Source organism: Marinobacter gelidimuriae, assembly GCF_000372805.1.
Taxonomy (GTDB): Bacteria; Pseudomonadota; Gammaproteobacteria; order Pseudomonadales; family Oleiphilaceae; genus Marinobacter; species Marinobacter gelidimuriae.
In genome coordinates, this window is record NZ_KB889903.1 from 1 (window position 1) to 22,157 (window position 22,157).

Consider the following 22,157-nt stretch of genomic DNA (forward strand, 5'->3'; position numbering starts at 1 on the left):
GTTTTTCTAACGCAGCCATCACTCCAGACTCGGTCTCGATGACAGATTTTCTGCCCGCCCCCACTTTCCGAATTCGATTACCATGACTTTCATTCGGTAATTTTTCGGCCGCCAATTCTTCCAGTCCAGCATGTATCGCGCGTCGAGATACCCCAGTGGCCTGCGCAACTTTTGTGACCCCGCCATGACCTAGCGCCGAGGCTTCTGCAGCAGCAAATAGACGCCTCATGCGCTCATCCAAGACCCACGTAAGTTTCTCGAATCTGGTGCGTATGTGTTTAATGTCGTCATCAATAACAGTCATGACAACACTGTAACATCTTGGCAATTATTTGTTACAGTTATTGTTTAACAGTTCCTAAGCTCCTCCTGCCACAATATATAGTAATGAGATATTCAGGCGTAGCTGGAAAAAAGATGGCCTTGGTGGTTGGTCGCGACTATCCGGGGACGTATCGGGAGTTCGTCGAGATGTTCCCAGACGATGTTGCATGCACAAACTACTTGAAGCGGTTGCGTTGGCCTACCGGCTTCGTCTGCTCGGCTTGCGGATCGTCTGAGGCACCGTGGCGCCAGACACGAGGTCGGCTGGTGTGCCCGGCATGTCGCCATCAGGGATCTACGACCGCCGGCACGCTCTTTGACAAGACACGGACACCGTTGACGACATGGTTCGAGGCAGCGTGGCACGTAACCACTGCAAAGAACGGCCTGTCGGCAAAGACTTTCGCGCGCACGCTTGGCACGCGGTATCGCTTGGCTTGGACGATCCTCCAACGGTTTAGGGTGGCGATGGTGCGCTCCGAACGTGAACTCCTGTCTGGAAACGTAGAGGTCGATGAGACCCTGGTCGGGGGCGTCAAACACGGGGGTAAACGCGGCCGCGGAACTGCCAAATCGATCGTGGTGATCGCCGTTGAGGTTTTGGAACCGAAGGGCTTCGGTCGAGTAAGAATGCGGTATGTCCCTGATGCATCGGGGGACTGCTTGGTGCCGTTCGTGCGCGATACTATCGTTCCTGAGGCATCAGTACTCACCGACGGATGGGGTGGCTACAATGACCTTTCCAAGCACGGATACACGCGTCGGAAGATAGTGATCTCGTCGTCAGGTGATCCTGCCCACGTCTCCATGCCGGGAGTGCACCGCGTCGCCAGCCTCCTGAACGATGGATCCTCGGCACCCACCAGGGGTCGGTGACACCCGAGCATCTCCAATCCTACTGGGAGAAGTTTATGTTCAGGTTCAACCGGCGCACCTTGCGTAGCCGCGGCCTCGTGTTCCGCCAACTCCTTGAAGAGGCAATTGTCACCGCGCCCGTGACTGAATCTGACGTCACACATGGCTACGACTGGTGACCACAAGATGTTGGGGGTGGAGGAGCTAACCGACTACCCCGCTTCTGCGATTAACGCTATTTCGCGGCAGTAATCACAATGGAAGCGGAGAAAACAACCCTTTTTATTAAAATCGGCACCCTGTTTATCGTTGTTAGACTATCTATTTGTAGCGTTTGATGAAAGGGGCTTGGGCTTGGTGGCATATTCAGTGCCATTCCGCTCCAGATAGTCACGAATCAACTGTCGGACTACCTGCGAAGTCGTAATGTCTTGGGAGGCGCATAAGTCTTCGAGGGCCTTCTTTTTAATCGGGTCGATGAGAATCGTTAACCGGGCCGTTTTCGTTTCCATAAGAAATTACCTGAGCACGTAGCATAATATGTTAACTTCATTATAATTCAACACGTCACTGTCTTTCCAGATTTTCGCTCGCCTCCTTAAGATAGTGGCGACTGTTTAAGCGCTTGATTCTAACTTGCATAGCGAACAACTAGGGCAACCACTCCAATTAGCGTGAGTACAAACAATACCACCACCAACACTCCGAAGACGACGTAGGGTGCACACACCGTTTTGCTGACCGTCGCGTTCCAAATTTTTCTGACTTTGCACACCCAGAGTAGCCGTCAGAAAACTTTTCACGACCTGCAAGAAAGAGGATCATCTTCGATGAATGCTTGTCTGTTCGGTGTCAACTATCCTGTCCGACCGGTCATATTAATTGTCGCCGAACACTTGTCCTCAATATATTGTGGCACGTTGGGGCTCCCTATAACGGATAGTGTGAAGGATAGGGCAAACGTGCAACACCCGATTCGATGGCCGCTTTGGCAACTGCGTCTGACACTTCCGTCAGTAACCGATAGTCCATGGCTTTAGGAATAATGTAGTGGGGCCCAAAAGACAGTTCTCTCAGTTGATGGGCGGCTAGGACATCTTGCGGTATTTCCTTTTTCGCCAGATCTCGAATTGCATAAACAGCTGCAACCTTCATGGCTTCGTTAATTCGTTTAGCGCGTACATCCAGCGCGCCCCTAAAAATGAACGGAAAACCAAGTACGTTGTTAACCTGATTAGGGTAGTCTGATCGACCTGTAGCCATAATCAGGTCGTCCCGAACCGACATTGCCAGTTCGGGTGAAATCTCAGGGTCAGGGTTCGAACACGCAAAAACTATCGGCCGGGGTGCCATTTGTTTGAGCTGTTCAGCATTGAGCAAATCCGGCCCGGATAATCCAACAAAAACGTCTGCGCTATCAATGGCATCGTCCAGTGTTTTTGCTCCGCCATCATTAATAAATTTTTCCTTAAAGCTATTCAAACCCTCCCTGCCGGAGCGGATCACACCTCTGTGATCAACCATATACAGATTTTCTCGTTTCGCACCGAGACTTAACAGCATTCGCATGCAGGCAACGGCCGCTGCACCCGCTCCCAAGCAGACAATTTTTGCGGTGCCCAGCGTCTTACCCTGGATTTCCAATGCATTCAGCATACCTGCCGCCGTCACAATGGCGGTGCCATGCTGATCGTCATGGAATACTGGAACATCGCAGCGATCAATCAAAACTCGCTCAATTTCGAAACACTCAGGTGCCTTGATGTCTTCCAGGTTAATGCCGCCAAAGGTATCTGAGATGGGAATGACGGTATCGATAAACGCCTGGGCGGTATCTGCCTTGACCTCGATATCAACGGAGTCAATGCCTGCGAAACGCTTGAATAGCAGGGCCTTGCCTTCCATTACTGGTTTGCTGGCCAGCGGCCCCAGATTTCCGAGCCCGAGAATCGCGGTGCCATTGGTGATCACTGCGACCAGATTGCCTTTCCCGGTATACAGGTAAGCATTATCCGGATCGCGGGCTATTTCGCGCACTGGCTCCGCGACACCCGGACTGTAGGCAAGTGAGAGGTCGCCCACCGTACTTGCAGGCTTGGTCAGGCCAGTGGAAATCTTCCCGGGGACGGGCTTCGAGTGATAGTCCAGCGCGGCCTGCTTAAAGTTTTTAGTCATCATGGCACCTTATGATAATTAGGTTATACCTTAATTATAATATCATTATCATGTAAGCTAGTCCATGTGCTGGGCATCGTTGAGGTGAGCCTTAATAACCGCTCGCCTCTGATCTACTCGATGCCCATACCTGTGATGACAGGAGGTGACCGATGAATAAACTTTCCAACGCGCCATTCCCGGCGTCTCCAGAAATGCGGGCTACCCGGATCACGGGTAATCAGTCAAGCTTGCCTAAACATGAGATTTTAAGAGGCGACCTTAGCCGTCTGTTTGGTATCAACTCGGTGAAGGAAACGACCTGTTCTAGAAGGCAATTTCTGGATGATCTGAGCACTGGTTTTAGTGGAAGAGTTGGCTGAAACCATCAGTGAACGTGAGTTTCGCCATCATAGCTTGCCTGTACAGGAGCGTTACCAATTGATGGTGGAAGAGCATCCGGACTTGCTTGAGCGTGCTCCGCATTCCGGACAGTCAACTCGCATCCTGGTTGGGGGGTTGTCCCCGCAACGTTCTCAAGGCTTAAATGGACGCACCGCATCGACACCAATTATCAATGAACGTCTCACACGTTCATTGACCGTGCGTTTAAGCCAACCGAAAACTGGAGGAAGCAATGGTCAATAAAATTCAGGTGGAATCACCGCTGGTCATTCTGCACGGCGATGAGATGGCTCAGGTGGCTTTTGAAGAAATCCTGAAAAAGTTTGTCACAACCCGTCTGGCTATTGAGCTGATAGAAATCGATTTATCGGCCGAACATCGGTTTCTGACGAACGGCCAGGTTATTTTCGAAGCCATCGAGACACTCAAAAAATACGGTGTTGGCGTCAAGAACGCCGGCATGACCGTGAACAGAGAGCAATTGGATGCGATGCTTGAAAAGCACCCAGAGCTCAGTCAGTCCAGGCTTGATCCGCTCGCGACCAAGTCACCTAATGGCGCAATACGCAAAGGGATCGGGGGCAACATCACCCGGGAGGATATTCAATTCCAGAATCTCAGGGTGCGGAAACCCGACTGGATTGATCGTGATATTGATGTCGACACCATGGACAACGGGGGCATTAAGGACAGTTACAATGAATTGTCCTCATCAACGGGCGTGGTCAAACTGCTCTTCGTCGGAAAAAGCGGGAATCCGGTCGAGCTGCACCGCCGTGATGTGAAAAAAGGCGACCCCTGGCTACTGGCTACTAATGACATCGCCGATGTTAAAGCCTGGGCTCACCGGTTTTTCAAGCGCGCAATTGACGAAAAACGAGATGCTTACCTCGGCCTGAAAGATACCGTGATTGCTGGCTACGATGGCGTAATGCGCGCCGCTATAGAAGCTATTTACAAACAGGAATACAAAAAGCAATTTGAAGCGGTGGGTATCAACTACTACTACGAACTGGTCGATGCGCAGGCCGCCCGTATTGTTGCCAACCCGCCAGAGCGCGCACTGTGGGGCGTGCCGGACAACACCACCGGCCGAAAACTGTATAAGCTTGTCAAGCAGCTAAAACGCTACGGCATACCCGTCCGAAACGCTCATGTTTCGATCTCGCGCATGAGTGCCGGCGGTGGTGATCAATACGGCAGTTTCAACATGCCTGCTCAGGAAGACGGCATCCTCAAGGTTGTCGTCGATGGAGTAGAAAAGCACGCTCGTCGTGTCAGTCAGGGCGACCCAATCCTGCTCATGTCCAATGACCATGAGGCAATCAAGGACTGGGTCAGCCAAGTTTTTAGGGATGCCTCAAGCAAGCACAAAGAAGTATATTTTGGTCTCAAACGAGAATACATGGAATACGACGAGGTATTTAGCACCGTCATCAACGATGTGCGCCGCGAACTGGCCGCGGATCACACCTCGCCGCCCGCTTTCATGATCATGCGACCTTCGAGCCAGCTGATAAAAATGATAACTGATCCTCCCCGGAGTGCGCTTTACCCTGCCCAGAACCTGGATGGAGATATATTTTCTGATATTTCTGCTGCTCTCGGCGGTAGCCTCGCCACCGCAAGCTCCATCATCGAAAGCAAGAGCAGCACGATGCTCTTTGAGGCACCGCATGGAACAGCCCACGATCTATACCTCAAATACCTGGAAAGCAATGGAAAAGACGCGCATTTCAACCCCTCAGCGCTGATCTACGCCCTCGCGAATGCCCTGGAAACCCTGGGCCGCCGGGAGCGCAATGAAGCCTTGCTTGATTATTCCGCCCGGCTCAAATCAGCATTAAAAGATACCGTAGGGGATGGCATTGTTACGGCTGACTTGAAGGATAAGACGACAACTCCTGAGAGCGAAACACTGGTTGATATGATGGGGTTTCTTGATTCCATTGAGAAACGGCTGGGCAGCTTTACGATGTGACCAAAATTGGATTGGGGCTTTTGCCCAGGGTGAGGTTTGTCCACCTGATACTGAAGAGGTGGCTCTTTAGTGGCAACCGATTTAGACCACGTTGAACCTGTTCGGCGTCTTATGTTGCAAGAGTGCTAAAAATTGTAATTTCGACGCATGCGTATTCCGGTGATTCCGATCACCCGTACTGGTTTTATCCGATCACCTGTTCAACCTAACGCGCCGATGGTCATCCTATCACTCGGAGTGATCGGATTGCCCCATTTTACTCATGGCTTTTCTCATGGATTCTCCTTTGAGATTCAGCTTATGACTGTTGTGCAGAAGGCGGTCGAGAATGGCGTCCGCCAGGGTCGCATCGCCGATGGCTTTGTGCCATTGACTGATCGGCAGTTGGCTGGTGATCAAGGTGGAGCGCAAGCCATGGCGGTCTTCCATGATTTCCAGTAAATCGTTGCGCTGACTCAAGGTCATTTTCTCCAGCCCCCAGTCGTCCAGCACCAGTAAATCCGTCTTGGCCAACTGCTGAGTCAGTTTGGCGAAGCGCCCATCGCCATGAGCAATGCTGAGCGATTCCAGCAGTCGAGAGGTCCGGAAGTAGCGCACGGATAAGCCGTGCCGGCAGGCCTGATTCGCCAGGGCACATCCTAGATAAGTCTTACCACAGCCCGTGGGGCCAGTGATGAGGACGTTGTGGTGCTGGTGGATCCAGCGACTGCTGAGCAGGTCGGCGAATTGACTTCGATGCAGGCCACGGGGGTGCTGGTAATCGATCTCTTCGGGATGGGCCTGTAGTTTCAGGCGGGCGGCCTTGAGCAGGCGGGTCACCTTGTTATTGTTTCGGCGCGTGGTTTCCCGGTCGACCATCAGGGCAAGACGTTCCTCAAAGCCCAGTTCAGCATGGGTGGAAGGTTGCGCCAGTTGTTGCTCCAGACCGTCGGCCCTGCCGGTAAGCTTCAGGCTGCGTAAGGTGTTCAGCGTTTGGTTAGTAAACATTGCGATCTCTCTCTGAGGCCGGTTAGTGGTAGTAATCTTCACCGCGCAGATTCTCGTGGTGATCCAGGAACAGCTCGTCCTGACTGGGCACCGCCTCCGCTTTCAGGGGCAGATGATCCAGCCCCTGTTTGAGGATGGACTCTACGCTGCTGCGTGTCGGCGAGTTGATGGCCAGCGCCCGGCCACAGGCTTTGTTGAGCCGGTCTCGACCGTATTTCTTCGCGTTGCCCAACAAGGCCAGAATGCGGCGGAAGCTCTGTTCCTGGTGGCGCTTTTCTGTCAGTAAGTGGCTCACCACTTCGCGGGTGGCTTCACCGATATCGTCGGCCCAGTTGAGAAAGCGTTCCGCAGAACAGCTGTGGATGGCCTGGTGGGAGGGCGGCATGTGTTCCGGGCAGGTGCTATGAGCGCCCTGGCGGTAGCTGCGTGGGTGACTGGCCATGCGCTGGCCCTGGCTGTAGATGGCCACGACACGGCTGCTGCCCTGAACCTCAACCGCCTGCTTCACCAGATGGTGAGGAACCGAGTAGTAGTGCTTGTCATACTCGATGTGGTAATCGATATGGACGCGGGCCTGCTTGATCTCGGCGTACTCGTAAGGCTGGGTAGGCAGTGAACGCAGGGCGGGTTTATCCAGCTGTTCGAACTGGCTGGCCGGGAGCCGGGCAGCTTTTTAAAGGCACGCTGGTTGAGATCCTCCAACAGGAAGCGGATAGCCTGGTTGAGCGAGAAGAGGGTAAAAAACGACTGGTGACGTAGCCTGGCCATGATCCAGCGCTCGACGATCTGGACCGCCACCTCGGCCTTGGCTTTGTCCTTGGGCTTGTAGGGGCGGGCCGGCACGATGGCGGTGTGGTAGTGCGCAGCCAGTTGCTGATAGCTGGGATTGATCACCGGCTCGTAACGTAACGGTGGGATTTGCGGACAGCACTTTTCAGCTGGTCTGGAACGACCAGCTCCGGAACGCCGCCGAAGAACTCAAAGGCTTTCACATGGGCATCCAGCCAGTCCGCCTGGCCCTGGCTCCAGTGGGCGCAGGCGAAGGTGTAATTGGACGCCCCCAGCACCGCCACAAAGATCTGAGCGGTACGGGCTTCGCCCGTATCCGGGTTCACGACGGTCAGGGTGGGGCCGCAATAGTCAACGAAGAGCTTCTCCCCGGCCCGGTGTGACTGGCGCATGCTGCGTTGTTGACGCCCGAGCCATTCGTTGTAGCGATGACAGAACTGGGCATAGCTGTAGCCGTCTTCGGGATGCTGCTGGCGATATTCCTGCCACAGCAACTGTTTGGTCATGGTCTTGTTTTTGAGTTCCAGGTGGATGGCCGGGAAGTCCGGCTCAGAGAAGCGTCGTTGGCCGATCACCGGCTGGGTTGGGAAGAGGAGCCGCCCAAGATCACGCTCACAAAGTTCTTCGGGAATGGGCCAGCTGAGCCCCGCCTGCCTGGCTCGGGTGAGGTAATCCACCACGGTGCCATAGCCGATATTGAGCGACTGGGCGATGCCTCGGTAGCTCAGCCCTGCTTCATGTCGAAGACGCAGAATGTCTTTAATTTTGCGCATTGATAGTCTCATCTTGGCCACCGCTCACACTCCTTGCCTTGGGGAAGGCTGGAAGGTTAGCAGTGTTCTATCAAAATCAATGCGTTAGATTGGTTTTTGGAGGCTGTTGATCTGTGGTTCTGGATTCCGATCACCGATTCTGGAAAACCGGCAAAAGTGATCGGATAAAACCAGAATCAGTGATCGCAAAGTTCCAGAATGGGTGATCGGATTAAACCGGAATCAGTGATCGGAATGGGCCAGAATATGCAACGCACATCAGTAACCTGATTATATGGCTTCCTCAGAACCGGAGAGCATCACATGAAGAGATTACGTTTTCAGCGAGCAAGATCCTGATCCTGTAGCAATCCGCAAAAGGGTGTTTCTATTTCAGTGACAGGAGGGTCGGGTGACCTTGGGAATAGGGAATTAATCTACAAATTTTTTCGAGATATTCTCGTATTCAATCGTTTCGTGAATAACGTGAAAAAGGTATTCAGATTGCTTCGTGAGATCAGGATAGCGCTAGGCCGGGCGCAGGATGTTATGCCAAAAAACTCGAAGTCCGACACCACACCAACTGCGTAGGCGGTTCGACCTCCGAATCGGATATCGTTGGCGGTTTTCGCCATCATCGGTCGGGAATAGACTTCAAGAATCTTGTCGCAGCGGGTGCGACTGACGGTGCTTTTGGCGATAGTGGAGGATATCGGCAAAAGCAAGTGCGCCGGTATTGCGGATTATCGTTTGACCTGTGATCTCCATTATTTCGTTTATCCCACTGCATTACTGATTATATTGTGCTGTAAAACCGTTTTTTAATCCCTTTGGTGCGACCTATTCGGTAAGTTCGTAAACTCGGCAGTAAGACTTTCCGCACGTCAGAACCCCGCCGTTGTTGGAGTCCGCAGTTTCCGCAGGGGTCGGTTATTAACGATAAGGTTATTGTGAGTGCTTTCTATTCCTTATGAAGAAACGGTTGCCCCCTATGAATATGCCCTTCGTGGGAAGGTTGCACTCCGAAGATTTTTTCTGTGCGGATTCTGGGTATAAACTGGCGAAATCGCGCATGACAAGGGGGCATTGACCACTCTCATGGCGATCACGCTCGGAACGGCCCAGATTTTCTCTGTCTACAATAATCTGGGTTGCCCGGAAGATACAAATTTATATCCCATTGCCTTGTAGCCTTTCTCGCGTTTTCGGAACATTCGCTCTAGCATTGGCAGCCCAGCATCCAAGTAGTCATACACGGTGACCTCCTGCTTGCCATCGGCTTCGCGGTGTATTCTGCCGGCATATTGCGCCAGCGTTCCTTTCCAGGCGATTGGCAGGGCCAAAAACAGAGTGTCTAGCCGTGGCAAATCAAAACCTTCTCCGATGTATTTTCCTGTTGCAACGATAACCTGAGCTTCATGTAACCGCGCCTCTGCATCCCGGCGCTCTCTGACGCGCATTCCCCCACGCAGCACAACCGACGGTATGGATTCAGCGTCCAGCATTATTGCTAACGTCTCCGCGTGCTCTCGTCGCTCCGTCAGCAGAAGACAGTTTGACTGGTTGCGCACACAGTTTGCGATATCCTGAACAATATCCTGATTCCGGGCGGGGCTCTGGGAGAGCCAACGGTAAACCGATGCTATATGGGGCCGCCCACCCGACTGATAAATGTCGGTGGGTGGACTTTCATGACGCTCCCGAACGATGAGGCGTTGGACAAACCTAGAGCTGTGGTCCGCCCGAACTTTGTGACGAACGGGCCCCGCAACCATGAACATGATTTTTTGGTGCCCATCCTGACGGTCAGGTGTTGCCGTCAGGCCGACGACGTAACGGGCGCTGACTTCATTAAGGAGCATTTCGTAACGGGGAGCGGAAATATGGTGGCATTCGTCTATGATGACCTGCCCATACTCCCTGACCAAGCTTGAGACAGTGTTGTCTTTTTTGTTGATCAGGCTCTGGTAGGTGGCAACATCGATCTGACCGGTAGGTTTCTTTTTGCCACCGCCAATCACACCCACTGCTGCACCTTCAATGAAGGTTTCCAAGCGCTCCTTCCATTGGTCCAGTAACTGACGACTGTGAGTCAGGATCAATGTGTTGACCCCACGCTTGGCTACCATCGCAATTGCCGTTACGGTTTTACCAAAAGCAGTTGGGGCGTGGAGTATTCCGGTATCGTGATCGGCAAGCGCCTTCACAGCCTTTTTTTGATCATCACGCAGGGTTGCTTTTAGACTGGTGCCGCTCAGCAGCTGACCTGGAATCCGGCGATCATCGATATCTACCGTAATCTCCTGATCAAATAGCAATGCCTGAAGCTGATCAAAACAGCCTCTCGGTACGGAGAGATAACCTTGCTCAATCCGGGCACAGGATATGTAACGAGGAATACCATGAGTAGAGAAACGAAGTGCCTGTGTTTTGAAAAACACTGGATTGGCGAAGCTGGCCATGCGCTTTATTCGAGTAGCCAATGTCCCCGGTATGTCGGACAACTTCATATAAATGTGGTTTGCTAAAATGAGAGTGATGCGTTCAGGGCATCCTGTAATGATACCTGCCTCTACCGGTAACGATTGTTCCCATGGCAACGAAACCTCTGCTGTAAGATCAGAATCAGGCCCCTTACCGACCATCTCTCGAAGCTGGGCTAATGAAAGGGTCTTTTGCTCACTGAGCAGCGTCCACTGATCCGCATATGGAGTTAATTCATCGTCGACGAACACAGTACATCCGCGATTTCGCGCCTCGTGTTGAAGCGGAAGGGCAATCAGATTGCCAAACCCACCATCGGGCATCGTGTCCTGGTTGGGAAACAACCGGTCATAGGAATCGAAGGACAAGCCTGGATAGAGCTCCATGGCTTTATCCAGCAACTTGAACCCCAGAGCTCTCGCAGAAAAGGCCGAGACGGCTTCCGGAAAGAAGATCCATAAATGGGCACCAGCACCGGATCGAGACACCTCAACGAGATAAGGAATAGCTTCACCACGACAGGCCTCGGCCAACGCACGAACGTCTGCTCTCCAGTCGTCCTTATCAAAATCCACCGCCAGGAGGTAACAGGAGCTGTCTGGTAGTAAAGGATATAACCCGGCGGTATGCTTGCCAGACAGGTGGTCGTAGACCGCATTGAAATCCAGAGGCTTGAATTTTCTGTGTGGGCATTCTCCGCATTTGATCTTGGGTTTCTGACAAATACCCGGGGCCCATTCGTTCTCACAGGCCACAGCATAGCCGGAGCGGCCACCGGAACCCTGCCAACGAATCGCATATATATCCTGTCTGCCGCGAAAGAGCGTCCTGAACAGTTCGACTTTTTGAGCGGGGGTTAGGTGCGATAACGTGGATCGGCGCGCAGCTTGATGAAGCTCTTTCTTTCGGGAAAGTAGGGCGGCTTTTTTCTTCTCAATCTCCGACAATTTAAGTTCAATGGCTGCGAGCTCTTCATCCACTAAGATCCGGCCTCCTATTCAATGAATCCGTCGAACACGGTTATTAAGCTGGTTAAAAAGGGTTTGTACGTCGGCTAATCATCGGTTCTCGTTGCTCTAAGACCACATTCCTGACTAGAGATTTCTCCAGATTTCCGCCTAGCTACGCTACTTTGGACTAAAGACCGCCCCTCAGCAATTCGTCGATGGACGGCAATAAGCCAATCTTGGGAAAAAGAAATAAACCAGTGGCGTAGCGATTTGTTGGTAGCAAAGCTTTCCGCATTATCCACACCGCACGACCCTGAAGGGGAGGTGCTCTTGTGTGACTACATGAGCACCTGGCGTAAAGAAGAATTGGGTCATGAGCTCGTGGATGGGAAAAACGTTTGGAGCGAGTGCAAACTGGCTTCCCTGCGTGGTGGTAAGCCCATAGCATCTTCGACTAAGTGTGATTACGCATCGGATTGTCAACAGCTTGAAGCATCAGGTGACGCAAAATTTGCTTTATCTGATCCAGACTCGTTAAGAAAAATTCGAAAGCTCTTGTCTCCTTGGCTCGATAAGCCCACTTGTTCGGCGTCAACTATCCTGTCCGGTCATCCTAATTGTCGCCGAACACCCACTCACTATAACGGGTTAAAGAATACAATTAATCGAGTGTATATATATGCTGTGAAAGACGGAACTGTTCAGCGCAATCCTATGATCGATCTTCGCAAAGCAGTTGTGCCAAAACGAAACGTTTTGGTTCCGAGCGATGCCTATATAGCCATTACGGCGCGGCTGTGTGTTCACAGACATAATCGGCGGATAACGGATGGGACGTGGCGCGCAAAAATCTGCGATCTTATTTATATGATGAGCCAACAACCTATCGATGTTTTTGGAATCACGGAAGGTCAGGGTGAAATTTATTCCGAACCTGTGACAGTGGATGATGAGCTGATTTATGGAGTTATAAGTTTTGCTAGGCACAAAACCAAGATCGGGGTTGGGCTGGGTATGAATAAAGAACTAGCGGAGCTCTGGCAATGGTTCATCACAATGAAGAAAAAGGAACAAATTATCAGTCCATATCTTCTGGTCAACCCGCGATATTTTGATATGCGCTCCAGGGCAGAATCGGCAACCCATAGGACTCTGCAAGAGGCATGGAGGGAGGCGTGCAAAGAGGCTGGCTACGGCGGCCTGTATCACCTGTCAGATCTCCGAAAAAAAGGACTTACTGAAGAGTACGTGACTCAAGGTGAGAACGATAAAGGCGGCCATGAGACTAAGGCGATGGCGGATCATTACAGACTAATAAAACCGCCGAAACGCGCCAGATCGACGATCAAATTTCTTCGCGAAGAAGCTAATAAGAACGACAGCGTAGGTTAATCGCGAATGAACTTCGGGCACGGAATAAAGCGGGTTATTTTTCAGTATATTTTCATTATTTTTTCAGTGCATTTGACAACTACTTCGAGGCGTCTAATACTTTGATAAGTAACGAAAAATTGGAGGCGCGGGTCGGAATCGAACCGGCGTTAACGGAGTTGCAGTCCGCTGCATGACCACTCTGCCACCGCGCCTGATAAAGCCTTTTGGCTTTGCTCTCTCTAGTGGGGTGAGAGACTTTTGAAGCATTTTTCTCTGATTCATCCAGAAAAAATTGGAGCGGGAAACGAGATTCGAACTCGCGACCTCAACCTTGGCAAGGTTGCGCTCTACCAACTGAGCTATTCCCGCAAATACTGTCGTAAGTTGTAGCCCGACAACGGATGCGAATTATACGGATCTTTCCTCGAGCGTCAACAACCTGGTGAAAAAATATCGATAAATGCTGTAGGAGAAAAGGATTTTCTGGTTAGCCTTAAAAAATACTAGCGCGGGTAACCGGTAATACGGCGGATGGTTTTATACAGGCTTTCCAGCTGCGGATAGATTTTCAGGTAAACTTCGCTGTACAGCTGCTGATAGAGTGCCTGACTTGCGGGGTCTGGATGAAACACCGCGCCTACCCGTGTCATTTTGGCAACTGCCGTCGGAAAATCCGGGTGTATACCCAGGCCGACCATAGCGGTAATAGCGGCGCCCAAACCAGAGGTTTCGCAGGTGTGCGGGCGTTCCGCGGGCAGTCCGAAAATGTCGGCGGTCAGCTGCATGGCAGCATCGCTTTGTGCGCCGCCACCGGCCACTCTCAGGCGTTGGATTTTCTGGCCGTTGCGTCTTTCAATGCGCTCTTTGCCCTCCCGCAGCGCGTACGCCAAACCTTCCAGCATGGCGCGGTACAGGTGCGCGCGGGTATGCACGTCGCCAAAGCCAATAATGGTGCCTTTGGCTTCCGGGCCGGGCTGGCGCACGCCGGGGGACCAGTAAGGTTGCAACATCAGGCCCATGGAGCCTGCGCCGACTGAGTCCACCAGCTCATCGAATAACTGTTCTGGCGCAATGCCACGTTGTTCTGCCAGCAACCGCTCGTGCAACCCGAATTCCCGCTTGAACCAGCTCACCATCCAATAGCCCCGGTAAATCATTACTTCTGTAGAGTAGTGGCCGGGGATGGCTGCCGGGTAGGGCGGTATAAAACGTATTGGTTCCACATAACGCGGGTTGGTGGTGTTCACCGTGGCGGTAGTACCATAGCTTAGGCAGGCAGTGTCCGGCGACATCGCGCCGCTGCCTAGCACTTCGCAGGCCTTATCCGACGCTGCCGCCAGCACCGGCAGGCCCGCTGGTAGCCCGAGGTGCCCGGCCGCGGCAACGGTCAGTGCTCCCACTATTTCACCGGGCGCAATCAGCTGCGGCAGTTGTTCAGGGCGAATCGGCATCAGTCGCCATTTGAAGTTGCGTTTGCGGGCCCAGGCCTGGCGTTTGTAATCGTAGGGCAGGTAGCCCACTTGGCTAGCGCTGGAGTCGCGGAACTCGCCGGTCAGGCGATAGTTTAAATAACCCGACAATAAAAGAAGTGGGGTAGTCGGTTAGCTCCTCCTGGTACAAGATGTAGGAATGAAAACATCTGTAACTGAAATCGGGATGCGGCCCCAGTAGATGGCTGGAAACGACTATCCACGCTCTTACCTGGAGTACATAGGCAGTTCGCCGAGCCGAAAGCTAGTCATAGCTATCGCTGGTGACACCACAACATATAGTGGGTGGAGGAGCTAACCGACTACCCCGTTAAAAGAAAGTAGCGTGTATCGCGCCACACATCCGGCTGATTCTGGGCAATCCAGTTAGCTTGGCAATTTTCGCGAAAGCGCTGAATGGTGGGTGCAAGGCCCAGCAAGCGAAACGGCCAGCGTAGGTAAACTGGCAGCGGTGCACTGGCGTCGGCGTGGCGTTGGTCCAGCCAGATAATAGCCGGGCGTAACGGGGTGCCGTTAACGTCCAGATTGACCACGGTGCCTCGCTGGGTGGTCAGAGTGACGCCTTTGACTTGCGCGGGGTTTGCGGCGGTTTCCTGCCACAGCTGCTGGCAGGCCTGGCCCAAGGCATCCCAGAAATACTGCGGGTGTTGTTCCGCCCAGCCCGGTTGAGTGGAAAAGTAGGGTTCCAACTCCTGTTTAGCGCTGCCAAGCAGGTTGCCCTCGCCATCAAACAAAAGCGCCCGCACGCTTTGGGTGCCGTTGTCGATGGCCAGTATCAGGGGGGTGGCCTCATGACTTCGCGCCCTTACTTTTCTTTGATGCGGGCACCAGCGTTCCCGGGTTCATCATTGATTGCGGATCAAAGCCCTGACACACGTGTTGAATCGTCTGTATTGCAAGCGCGCCTTTTTCCTGTAATAGATAGGGCGCGTGGTCTTTACCCACACCGTGTTGATGGCTGATGGTCCCGCCCTGGCGAACGATGAGCTCCGAGGTGCTGTGCTTCAGGATCTTCCAGCGATCTAATGCAGTGGCGTAGCCCGAAGCAGCGCGGAAGACGTAAGTGGTGTACAGGCTGCAACCCTGGCCGTAAACGTGCGACAGGTGAGTAAATACATGCACGGCTTCATTCTGACTGTTCAAACCACTGCGAAGGCTATGTTCCATGGCATTCATCAAGGCGTCTACGTTTGACCAGTTGGTCGCGGTCTCCAGAGTGTCTATCACATAACCCTTTTGCCACAGCGCCTCCCGCAGATAAGGCATAGTAAAGCGCTTGGCTTCCCACTTTTTCCCCAGCAGGGTGCCGGTGTAAACGCCGCCAAAACGCCGGGCTATGCGGCGTGCCTGGCGCAGGGCGCTGCGGCATTGCACGCTGCTGCCGGTGACCCCAAACGTCATCATGCATTTTCCCGTGCCAGCCCCGCGCACAGCCAGCGCTCGCTGCAGCCATTTTATGGCCCGTTCATAGCCGGCCAGAGCCAACTGAGTGCGGGTCTCTTCGGCGTTGCTTAAGCGCAGCATCGACAGTTGTACTCGTTGCTGCGCCAGTTCACGGCAGGCGTCGCGCCCTTGCGCCCAGTTAGGGAAAAACACCACCTGAAAGCGCTCGCGCTGTGGCAGCGGGCTGACCCGAACTTTAACCTTGGTAATAATGCCAAGACGGCCTTCCGACCCAAGCACTAGCTCGCGCAAGTCGGGCCCGGCGCTGGAGGCGGGGAAGTCCGGCCATAGCGAAGAGACTGCTGGCCGCTGGAGCGCGAGGCGACCCAGCCGCCTATCGTGGATAATTCGAAAGACTGCGGGAAGTGGCCAAGGGTTAAACCGTGGGCGCGAAGCTGGGATTCCACCTGGGGGCCGGTCGTACCCGCGCCAAAGGTGGCAACCTGGCTGGCAGGATCCAGATCCAGCAAGCGGTTCATTGCCACCATGCTGACGGTGATAACGGGATGGCCTAGATCTAGCGGATTGATGTGCCCCGCCACGCTGGTGCCGCCACCATAAGGAATAAGGTGCAGCGAGTTTGCGCTGGCGAATGCCAGTAGCTCGCGCACCTCAGAAGATGATCGCGGAAACGCCACAGCATCGGGGAAGCAATCAATCTGCCCGCTGCGCATGGCCAACCAGTCCGGCAGGCTTTGGCCTCGTGCATGGCGTACCCGGGTTTCGGCGTCGGTAGTGAGCTCAATACCGGCGGGGCGCCCTTGGCCCAGGCGGCTTTGCGGAACCTTGGCGCACACACTGGCCAGGGTCACGTCTTGCAGGGCACTGCTGTGCCCAATGCGCGCCGCTAGAAAATCTTCGCCGGTGCGGGGCAGTCCCAGTGAAAAAGAATCATCACCCCAACCATTCCAACGTCGCATCTGGTGGGTTCCTTGTTGTCGAGTTTCAGGGTTGCCCGGACTGTTGCATCCGCTGGTTCAAATCGCGCCAGCGAGACAGTTTGTCTGCCTCGCCAATACGCTTGTCTTTGCCAGCTTTGCTGGACCATAGGCCGCTACCGTTGAAGCTATAAACTGGTTCAAGATCAGTACGTTGTGATGCAAGTTTAATGTCATTTATCAGATTATCCAGAATCAGTGGGTCGGCATCCGGGCGTGGATACCAGGCCAGAACCATGTGCGCCTGATTCAGCTCCAGAGCTTTGACATACACAATTCGTAGCTGCTCGTCGGGCACACCCATGGAACGCAGGGTCTGGTATTTGGCAATGGAAAAATCCTCGCAGTCACCGGCGTTGGTGGTCAGTAGTTCCACCGGCGTGGCCCAATAATCTTCTTCGCCCCAGTGTTCCATGTCGCTGACAAAGCGCGACTGGTTGAAAAACGAATTCACCAGGCGTAACTGTCGATCTATCGGGGCTCTGCTGGCTAGCAGTTGTAGGCGCTGATAATTCTGCAGGCGCTGGTAGGCTTCATCACCAAACTCGGCGCGCACATAGCTCATCAATGTATCGGTGAGCTCTAACGCGTTCCCAACCGAGCCCAGAGTGGCCGTCAGTAAAATCGCCCACAACCAAGAGCGGCCATCAAGAAGCCGGCGCAGCGCCGATATCGTGGCTGCGGGTAACGAAGCGCGGTCTTGGGACGCTAGAATCAATCTTATCAACCTCCATTGCGCAAGCTGTGGCGTAACTGCTCAAGCTTTTCGCGTATTTCGGCTCGTCTTTGTTCGTCTGTAGGTGCAGTGGAAGCGCTGGTAGGTTGTGATAAGTCAGCTTGTGAAAGTGCCGGCTGCGGACGTGCCGGTGGCGTGTAAGCAGGCTCTAGGCTTTGCGTTTCATCGCCAACAATACTAAAACCACTGCGGTTGTCAATTTCTGGAAAATACAAATTTTCCAGCTTACCTGAGCGCTCAATGATGATCCGTGCAGGGTGAACCGAGCGCAGTGTCGCGTTGCCGGGTAGGGTGTCGCCCACCAGGTAGGCGTCGGTGTTGTTGCGATCGTCTTCAAACAGCGCACTGCCAGCAAAGTCGCCGGCGGCGGCCAAAACGCCCCGTAAGGTGAGCTGTAGATTGGTTTCGGGCAGATCTTCTGTGCTTTGCTGAACGCCCGGATCATCGGCCTGTGTATTGCTAAACAGCTGAAGACTGGACAACGCAATCTGTGGGATTTGCTTCTGCGCCGGGGCAGAACCCGTGCTGACGGCTGCGATAACGCCGCCCTCGGCCGACTCCTGCTGCCACACGCCTCAAGCTTGCCATGCGGTGGAAACCAGCATTATGACTGCCAGCGCAAGGGCGGCAGCCGTCATAAGATGTTTCGAATCCAGGCGCATGTGTTGTTCCGGCTAAGACAGGTTTGGCAGATGACACCAGCAGATTACCAGAGAACCACCGTTTAATGGCAGTATAGAGCATCGGGTTATTCAGCCGGCCTGCCCGCTGTTGAGCCGTGAACGCTTGGACCGATTACAGCAGAACCTTCAGATAACCGGCCTGAAAACCGATGTTTTTATTGACTGGGTGGATGCAAACGACCAAACCATCAGTGCTTATGGTGCCGAAGACGGCCAATATCTGCTGGCGCAGCCGGGTTATCGGGCGGGCAATCAGAAGTTTGCCAGCGTAACCGAGCTGCGCCTGCTGGAGGGCATGACTGAGGAAGGCTACCAGGCGCTTCGGCCCTTCGTGGCGGCGCTGCCGGTCAGTGGCGTGGGTATCAATGTAAACACTGCCAGCGCGGAAGTGTTACAAACCCTGCATCCGGACTTGAGCGCGGCCCAGGTGAATGCGGTGATTGAAATGCGAAAAGAACAACGCTTTGGTAGAGCAACAGCCAAGTGAACGGCGGCCTGGCTGGTGCTTCAGCTGTCTTTGGACACAGGGCTGGGCTGGTACTATCAACATCAGGCCGACAACCTGAATGCACAGGCCATGAGTGTGTACCGACAGGCATTTCCAGACGACCGGCGCACCCACCCCGGCAATGTGCGCAGGGTGGTTGAAGGCCAGCTCAGACAAAACGCTGATAGCGGCCCAAGTCTGAATTTTATAACCTTGATGAAATTACCGGCGAGCAGTATGCGGCGGTTTCTGGCGGCAATGGTATTCGCTTTAATTCGCTGAATTACAACCAGGCGCGCGGCGAACTGGTGGTGGATTTACGCGCAGACAGTCGCGCCTTGATGGGGTTGGTCACCCGTTCGGCACGGGAGTCCGGGCTGGTGTTGCAGCGCTTTGAGCCTAGCGGTGATAACTCTGTTCGTATATGGATGGATAACGTACCCTTTCCCGATGTGGCCTCCTGGCTGGAAATCCTGAGTGTCGAAAATGGCGTTTTAATAGATCAGGCGGCGCTGGAAAAGACCGCCGAAGGGGGGCAAGGTAACAGCCCGTTTGACACTTGGCCTTTAATCGCCCGGCCAGCGTAAAACTGAATGGAATGAAACAGCTTCAAATCAATTAATGACGGGAGACTTTGTGTCTGACTCAGCAGATTACGACTTGATTGTGATAGGCGCCGGCTCTGGTGGCGTTCGATTGGCCCGCATGTCTGCCCAGCGCGGTGCGCGAGTAGCGGTGGTGGAATCGCGTTACCTGGGTGGCACCTGCGTGAATGTGGGTTGCGTGCCAAAAAAACTGTTTGTTTACGGCGCCCACGTTCACGATGAACTGGAAGACGCCGCCGGTTACGGCTGGCAGGTGCCTCTTGCCGACGTAAAATTCAACTGGCCCACATTGCTCGCAAATAAAAACACCGAGATCGAGCGCCTGAACGGCATTTATGGGCGCCTGTTAGAAAATGCTGGCGTGACCATTATTAATGGCAGTGCCCGCTTGAACGGTCCAAATGCCTTGATGGTAGGCGACAAAAGCTACAACGCCAAACACATTACCGTTGCCACTGGCAGTTGGCCCGTGGTGCCTGACATTCCCGGCAAAGAACACCTGGTGACGTCTAACGAAATGTTTTTCTTGCCGGAACTTCCGCAGCATGCCGTGGTTTGGGGCGGTGGTTATATAGCCGTGGAGTTTGCCGGTATTTTGGCGGGCCTTGGCGTTAAAACCACACTGCTGTACCGCGGTGATCTGTTTCTTCGTGGCTTTGATGACGATATCCGCACATTTACAGCCCAAGAGATGGCGAAGAAAGGCGTAGATTTGCAGTTTAACGTCACCATCGAATCGGTAACCGGCGCAAGCGGCGATTATTCAGTGCTTTTGAGCAATGGCGAAACACTTAAAACCGGGCTTGTTATGGCAGCGACCGGACGCCGCGCGCTGGTTGACGGCCTTGGGCTGGCTGAGCTAGGCGTGGCGCTGAATGACTCGGGCCACGTGGTGGTAAACGACTATTTTCAGACGAAAGTACCCTCAATCTCCGCGCTGGGTGACGTGATTGGTACCCCCCAGCTGACCCCGGTCGCTTTGGCCCAGGCGATGGTGCTGTCACGCAGATTGTTTGGCGACGGTGAAGGCGAAATGGACTATGCGGCGATTCCTACCGCGGTTTTCTGCCAACCGAACATCGCTACCGTTGGCCTGACTGAGCAGGAAGCGCGCTTGGCCGGGCATAGCCTGCGAGTTTACCGCTCGGAATTCAGACCCATGAAGTACATCTTAAGTGGGCGAGATGAACGCTGCATGATGAAACTGGTGGTAGACAAACGCACAGACAAAGTGCTGGGCGCTCACATGGTGGGAACAGACTCCGGTGAAATTACCCAGGGCCTGGCTGTTGCGATCAAGGCAGGGGCCACCAAAGCGCAATTTGACGCAACGATGGGCATTCACCCAACGTCAGCGGAAGAGTTTGTAACCATGCGTGAGCCGGCGCTGGTCGATCCCGACTGACGATCAAGGCGAAATCAAAACGCCGGCTCTGGCAACCGGAGCCGGCGTTTTTTTATTTTTACTGCGAAACTTCATAAAGAATTTATGCCATAACAAAAAGTTATGTAACTATTCAGCTGGTTTGATTTAAAATGTTCTGATCATTACCTGCTGCCACCTCCATGTACGGTGGCACACCCGTCCCTCGAACAGGTGCATCAAGGCTTCGAAGGCAGACAGGTTCTGCTTACGCGCCGTCGACAGATAGCTGCGCACGCGGCAGAAGATCTCGGCTCCTTCAACGGAGCGGAAGCAACCCGATATTTTTTGCTGCACTGTGAACATGCGGATGTCCCGCTCACCTTGGTTGTTGGTAAACGGTACCTCTGGACTGTCGAGGAAGCGCAGCACATCCGCTTCGTAGGCGATCAGCCGCTCCAGCAGGTTGCGGGCCCGCGTGCGTTTGAGCCGCCCGCGCTTGCCCTGGCGCTGGCTTTCATCCGGTGGCGGACACGCTTTTTCCGCTTTCGCCAGACCGTGCAGGTACACTTTGCGCCACCGCTGCGCCTTGTCCGGTGGCAGGCAGCCGTCGGCGTCAACGACGCTGTCGGCCGTGGCGCACAGCAGGGTTTGTATCCGTTGCGCCCAAGCCTGCTTATCCTGCTCCCAGGCGCGCTGGAGTTCTCGCAGGTGGTGTGCATTACAGAGGGCACGCAAGCATGAATAGCGGTAATACGGCTTCCAGTGATCGTGACAGAGCACACCGTTGAAGCGCGGCAGGATGCCGATCGCATCCATCGCCTGCTGGCCTCGCTGCGCATGGGGCGTCAGGCCGTCATTCGACGCGCCATGTAGCCAGTGACGTTTGCCGCCGATGTTGATGCCTGTTTCATCGGCCTGAGTACCGTCGAGTGAAGGGCCATTATAGCACGACTTTTTCAGGCCGAATTTTTCCTCCTGAGCGCGGATCTGAGCGACTTTTTCAAGGCCGCTGCGCCCGGGGATGAGCGACAGCACAAGACTGCACTGAGAGGATGGTGGAGGTTCTGCGCACGACTTTATGGCCTCGCACTGAGTGCGGCCAAAGTTCTCGCAATTGGAGTCAAAACCCTGTCAAGAACTTTTTGAGCAAAGTCGAGGTGAATAGTTACTGATGCTTCAAGAAAATATTTATAACAAGCGCGACCTGCGAATGATGGTCGCTGTTCAAAATCTGGTCAGCGAACCGGATACTGAGTGGGAACTTATTGATGACAGCACGGCGGCAAGCGAATTAATGGAACCATTGCCGCCGGCTAAAGCCGTGGTAGCGGACAAAGGATATGACAGTGAAAAG

The 22,157-nt window shown here is 53.8% G+C and carries 16 protein-coding genes, 2 tRNA genes and 7 pseudogenes; 10 read left to right on the forward strand and 15 right to left on the reverse strand.

Annotation, left to right across the window (positions count from 1 at the left end; translation table 11 throughout):
• A pseudogene (locus A3OI_RS20145) lies at positions 1-304 on the reverse strand (ISAzo13 family transposase); the annotation flags it as partial.
• Between the two features lie 113 nt (positions 305-417).
• Here A3OI_RS20145 and A3OI_RS20150 point away from each other — a divergent pair.
• Positions 418-1,358: pseudogene (locus tag A3OI_RS20150) on the forward strand (IS1595 family transposase).
• Positions 1,359-1,496: 138 nt separating this feature from the next.
• Here the strand turns inward: A3OI_RS20150 and A3OI_RS0112930 are convergent.
• From A3OI_RS0112930 to A3OI_RS0112935, 3 genes are all read right to left on the reverse strand, one after another.
• A complete protein-coding gene (locus A3OI_RS0112930; RefSeq protein WP_007350135.1) occupies positions 1,497-1,691 on the reverse strand; it encodes a ribbon-helix-helix protein, CopG family in 195 nt (64 codons plus the stop codon).
• Positions 1,692-1,796: 105 nt separating this feature from the next.
• On the reverse strand, positions 1,797-1,982 hold the full coding sequence (locus tag A3OI_RS24695) for a DUF2970 domain-containing protein (protein ID WP_218185833.1): 186 nt from the start codon (positions 1,980-1,982) through the stop codon (positions 1,797-1,799).
• A 127-nt stretch (positions 1,983-2,109) separates the two neighbouring features.
• Positions 2,110-3,354, reverse strand: a complete 1,245-nt coding sequence (locus tag A3OI_RS0112935) for a malic enzyme-like NAD(P)-binding protein (protein ID WP_018404692.1) — start codon at positions 3,352-3,354, stop codon at positions 2,110-2,112.
• 152 nt (positions 3,355-3,506) lie between these two features.
• On the opposite strand from A3OI_RS0112935, the gene A3OI_RS22795 reads away from it, so the two are divergent.
• From A3OI_RS22795 to A3OI_RS0112945, 3 genes are read left to right on the forward strand one after another with little or no spacing between them, the layout of a single operon-like run.
• A complete protein-coding gene (locus A3OI_RS22795; RefSeq protein WP_155903124.1) occupies positions 3,507-3,716 on the forward strand; it encodes a hypothetical protein in 210 nt (69 codons plus the stop codon).
• Entirely contained in the window at positions 3,700-3,981 is a 282-nt protein-coding gene (locus A3OI_RS22800) for a hypothetical protein (RefSeq protein ID WP_155903126.1), read from the forward strand. The genes A3OI_RS22795 and A3OI_RS22800 overlap by 17 nt, the downstream gene beginning before the upstream one ends.
• Positions 3,971-5,719 (forward strand): isocitrate/isopropylmalate family dehydrogenase, encoded by a 1,749-nt coding sequence (locus tag A3OI_RS0112945; protein WP_018404694.1) that lies wholly within the window; start codon positions 3,971-3,973, stop codon positions 5,717-5,719. Before A3OI_RS22800 ends, A3OI_RS0112945 begins: the two co-directional genes overlap by 11 nt.
• 228 nt (positions 5,720-5,947) lie before the next feature.
• Here A3OI_RS0112945 and istB read toward each other — a convergent pair whose 3' ends face one another.
• The 3 genes and pseudogenes from istB to A3OI_RS0112960 all read right to left on the reverse strand — a co-directional run bounded on the left by istB (position 5,948) and on the right by A3OI_RS0112960 (position 11,711).
• The gene (istB, locus tag A3OI_RS0112950; RefSeq protein ID WP_018404695.1) at positions 5,948-6,706 is read right to left on the reverse strand and encodes an IS21-like element helper ATPase IstB; all 759 of its coding nucleotides are present in this window, start codon (positions 6,704-6,706) and stop codon (positions 5,948-5,950) included.
• Positions 6,707-6,728: 22 nt separating this feature from the next.
• Positions 6,729-8,268 (reverse strand): annotated as a pseudogene (gene istA / locus A3OI_RS20155) (IS21 family transposase).
• A 1,115-nt stretch (positions 8,269-9,383) separates the two neighbouring features.
• Complete coding sequence (locus A3OI_RS0112960) at positions 9,384-11,711, reverse strand: TOTE conflict system archaeo-eukaryotic primase domain-containing protein (protein WP_018404697.1); 2,328 nt, start codon at positions 11,709-11,711, stop codon at positions 9,384-9,386.
• Between the two features lie 240 nt (positions 11,712-11,951).
• On the opposite strand from A3OI_RS0112960, the gene A3OI_RS0112965 reads away from it, so the two are divergent.
• Positions 11,952-13,073 (forward strand): site-specific integrase, encoded by a 1,122-nt coding sequence (locus A3OI_RS0112965; protein WP_228702971.1) that lies wholly within the window; start codon positions 11,952-11,954, stop codon positions 13,071-13,073.
• A 120-nt stretch (positions 13,074-13,193) separates the two neighbouring features.
• On the opposite strand, the gene A3OI_RS0112970 is transcribed toward A3OI_RS0112965, so the two are convergent.
• The 7 genes and pseudogenes from A3OI_RS0112970 to A3OI_RS20175 form a co-directional block, all read right to left on the reverse strand.
• A tRNA-Cys gene (locus A3OI_RS0112970) sits at positions 13,194-13,267 on the reverse strand.
• A gap of 81 nt (positions 13,268-13,348) precedes the next feature.
• Positions 13,349-13,424, reverse strand: a tRNA-Gly gene (locus tag A3OI_RS0112975).
• 134 nt (positions 13,425-13,558) lie between these two features.
• Positions 13,559-14,653, reverse strand: a pseudogene (locus A3OI_RS20160) (FGGY-family carbohydrate kinase); the annotation flags it as partial.
• A gap of 194 nt (positions 14,654-14,847) precedes the next feature.
• A complete protein-coding gene (locus tag A3OI_RS20165) occupies positions 14,848-15,324 on the reverse strand; it encodes an FGGY family carbohydrate kinase (protein WP_081622930.1) in 477 nt (158 codons plus the stop codon).
• A 10-nt stretch (positions 15,325-15,334) separates the two neighbouring features.
• Positions 15,335-16,908, reverse strand: a pseudogene (locus tag A3OI_RS20170) (FAD-binding oxidoreductase).
• Positions 16,909-16,933: 25 nt separating this feature from the next.
• Positions 16,934-17,644, reverse strand: a complete 711-nt coding sequence (locus tag A3OI_RS0112990; RefSeq protein ID WP_018404699.1) for a transglutaminase-like cysteine peptidase — start codon at positions 17,642-17,644, stop codon at positions 16,934-16,936.
• A 5-nt stretch (positions 17,645-17,649) separates the two neighbouring features.
• Positions 17,650-18,234, reverse strand: coding sequence for a type II secretion system protein N (locus A3OI_RS20175; protein WP_018404700.1), 585 nt, complete (start codon positions 18,232-18,234; stop codon positions 17,650-17,652).
• A gap of 199 nt (positions 18,235-18,433) precedes the next feature.
• On the opposite strand from A3OI_RS20175, the gene A3OI_RS20180 reads away from it, so the two are divergent.
• The 4 genes from A3OI_RS20180 to gorA are packed head-to-tail and all read left to right on the forward strand — an operon-like array spanning position 18,434 to position 20,842.
• Positions 18,434-18,832 carry a general secretion pathway protein GspK gene (locus A3OI_RS20180; protein WP_018404701.1) on the forward strand — a complete coding sequence of 133 codons (399 nt, stop codon included), beginning with the start codon at positions 18,434-18,436 and terminating at the stop codon, positions 18,830-18,832.
• 15 nt (positions 18,833-18,847) lie between these two features.
• A complete protein-coding gene (locus A3OI_RS22805) occupies positions 18,848-19,114 on the forward strand; it encodes a GspL/Epsl periplasmic domain-containing protein (RefSeq protein WP_040475071.1) in 267 nt (88 codons plus the stop codon).
• Between the two features lie 26 nt (positions 19,115-19,140).
• The gene (gene gspM / locus A3OI_RS23200) at positions 19,141-19,419 is read left to right on the forward strand and encodes a type II secretion system protein GspM (protein WP_228702972.1); all 279 of its coding nucleotides are present in this window, start codon (positions 19,141-19,143) and stop codon (positions 19,417-19,419) included.
• Positions 19,420-19,453: 34 nt separating this feature from the next.
• Positions 19,454-20,842, forward strand: a complete 1,389-nt coding sequence (gene gorA, locus A3OI_RS0113010) for a glutathione-disulfide reductase (RefSeq protein ID WP_018404702.1) — start codon at positions 19,454-19,456, stop codon at positions 20,840-20,842.
• 112 nt (positions 20,843-20,954) lie between these two features.
• Here the strand turns inward: gorA and tnpC are convergent.
• Positions 20,955-21,718 (reverse strand): annotated as a pseudogene (tnpC, locus tag A3OI_RS20195) (IS66 family transposase); the annotation flags it as partial.
• Positions 21,719-21,974: 256 nt separating this feature from the next.
• On the opposite strand from tnpC, the pseudogene A3OI_RS20200 reads away from it, so the two are divergent.
• Positions 21,975-22,157 (forward strand): annotated as a pseudogene (locus A3OI_RS20200) (hypothetical protein); the annotation flags it as partial.

Excerpts from the sequence above, each read along its gene's own strand:
- A3OI_RS0112945 (WP_018404694.1), top strand. The coding sequence starts at position 3,971 with ATGGTCAATAAAATTCAGGTGGAATCACCGCTGGTCATTCTGCACGGC.
- gorA (WP_018404702.1), top strand. The coding sequence starts at position 19,454 with ATGACGGGAGACTTTGTGTCTGACTCAGCAGATTACGACTTGATTGTG.
- istB (WP_018404695.1), bottom strand. The coding sequence starts at position 6,706 with ATGTTTACTAACCAAACGCTGAACACCTTACGCAGCCTGAAGCTTACC.
- A3OI_RS0112935 (WP_018404692.1), bottom strand. The coding sequence starts at position 3,354 with ATGACTAAAAACTTTAAGCAGGCCGCGCTGGACTATCACTCGAAGCCC.
- A3OI_RS0112930 (WP_007350135.1), bottom strand. The coding sequence starts at position 1,691 with ATGGAAACGAAAACGGCCCGGTTAACGATTCTCATCGACCCGATTAAA.
- A3OI_RS22795 (WP_155903124.1), top strand. The coding sequence starts at position 3,507 with ATGAATAAACTTTCCAACGCGCCATTCCCGGCGTCTCCAGAAATGCGG.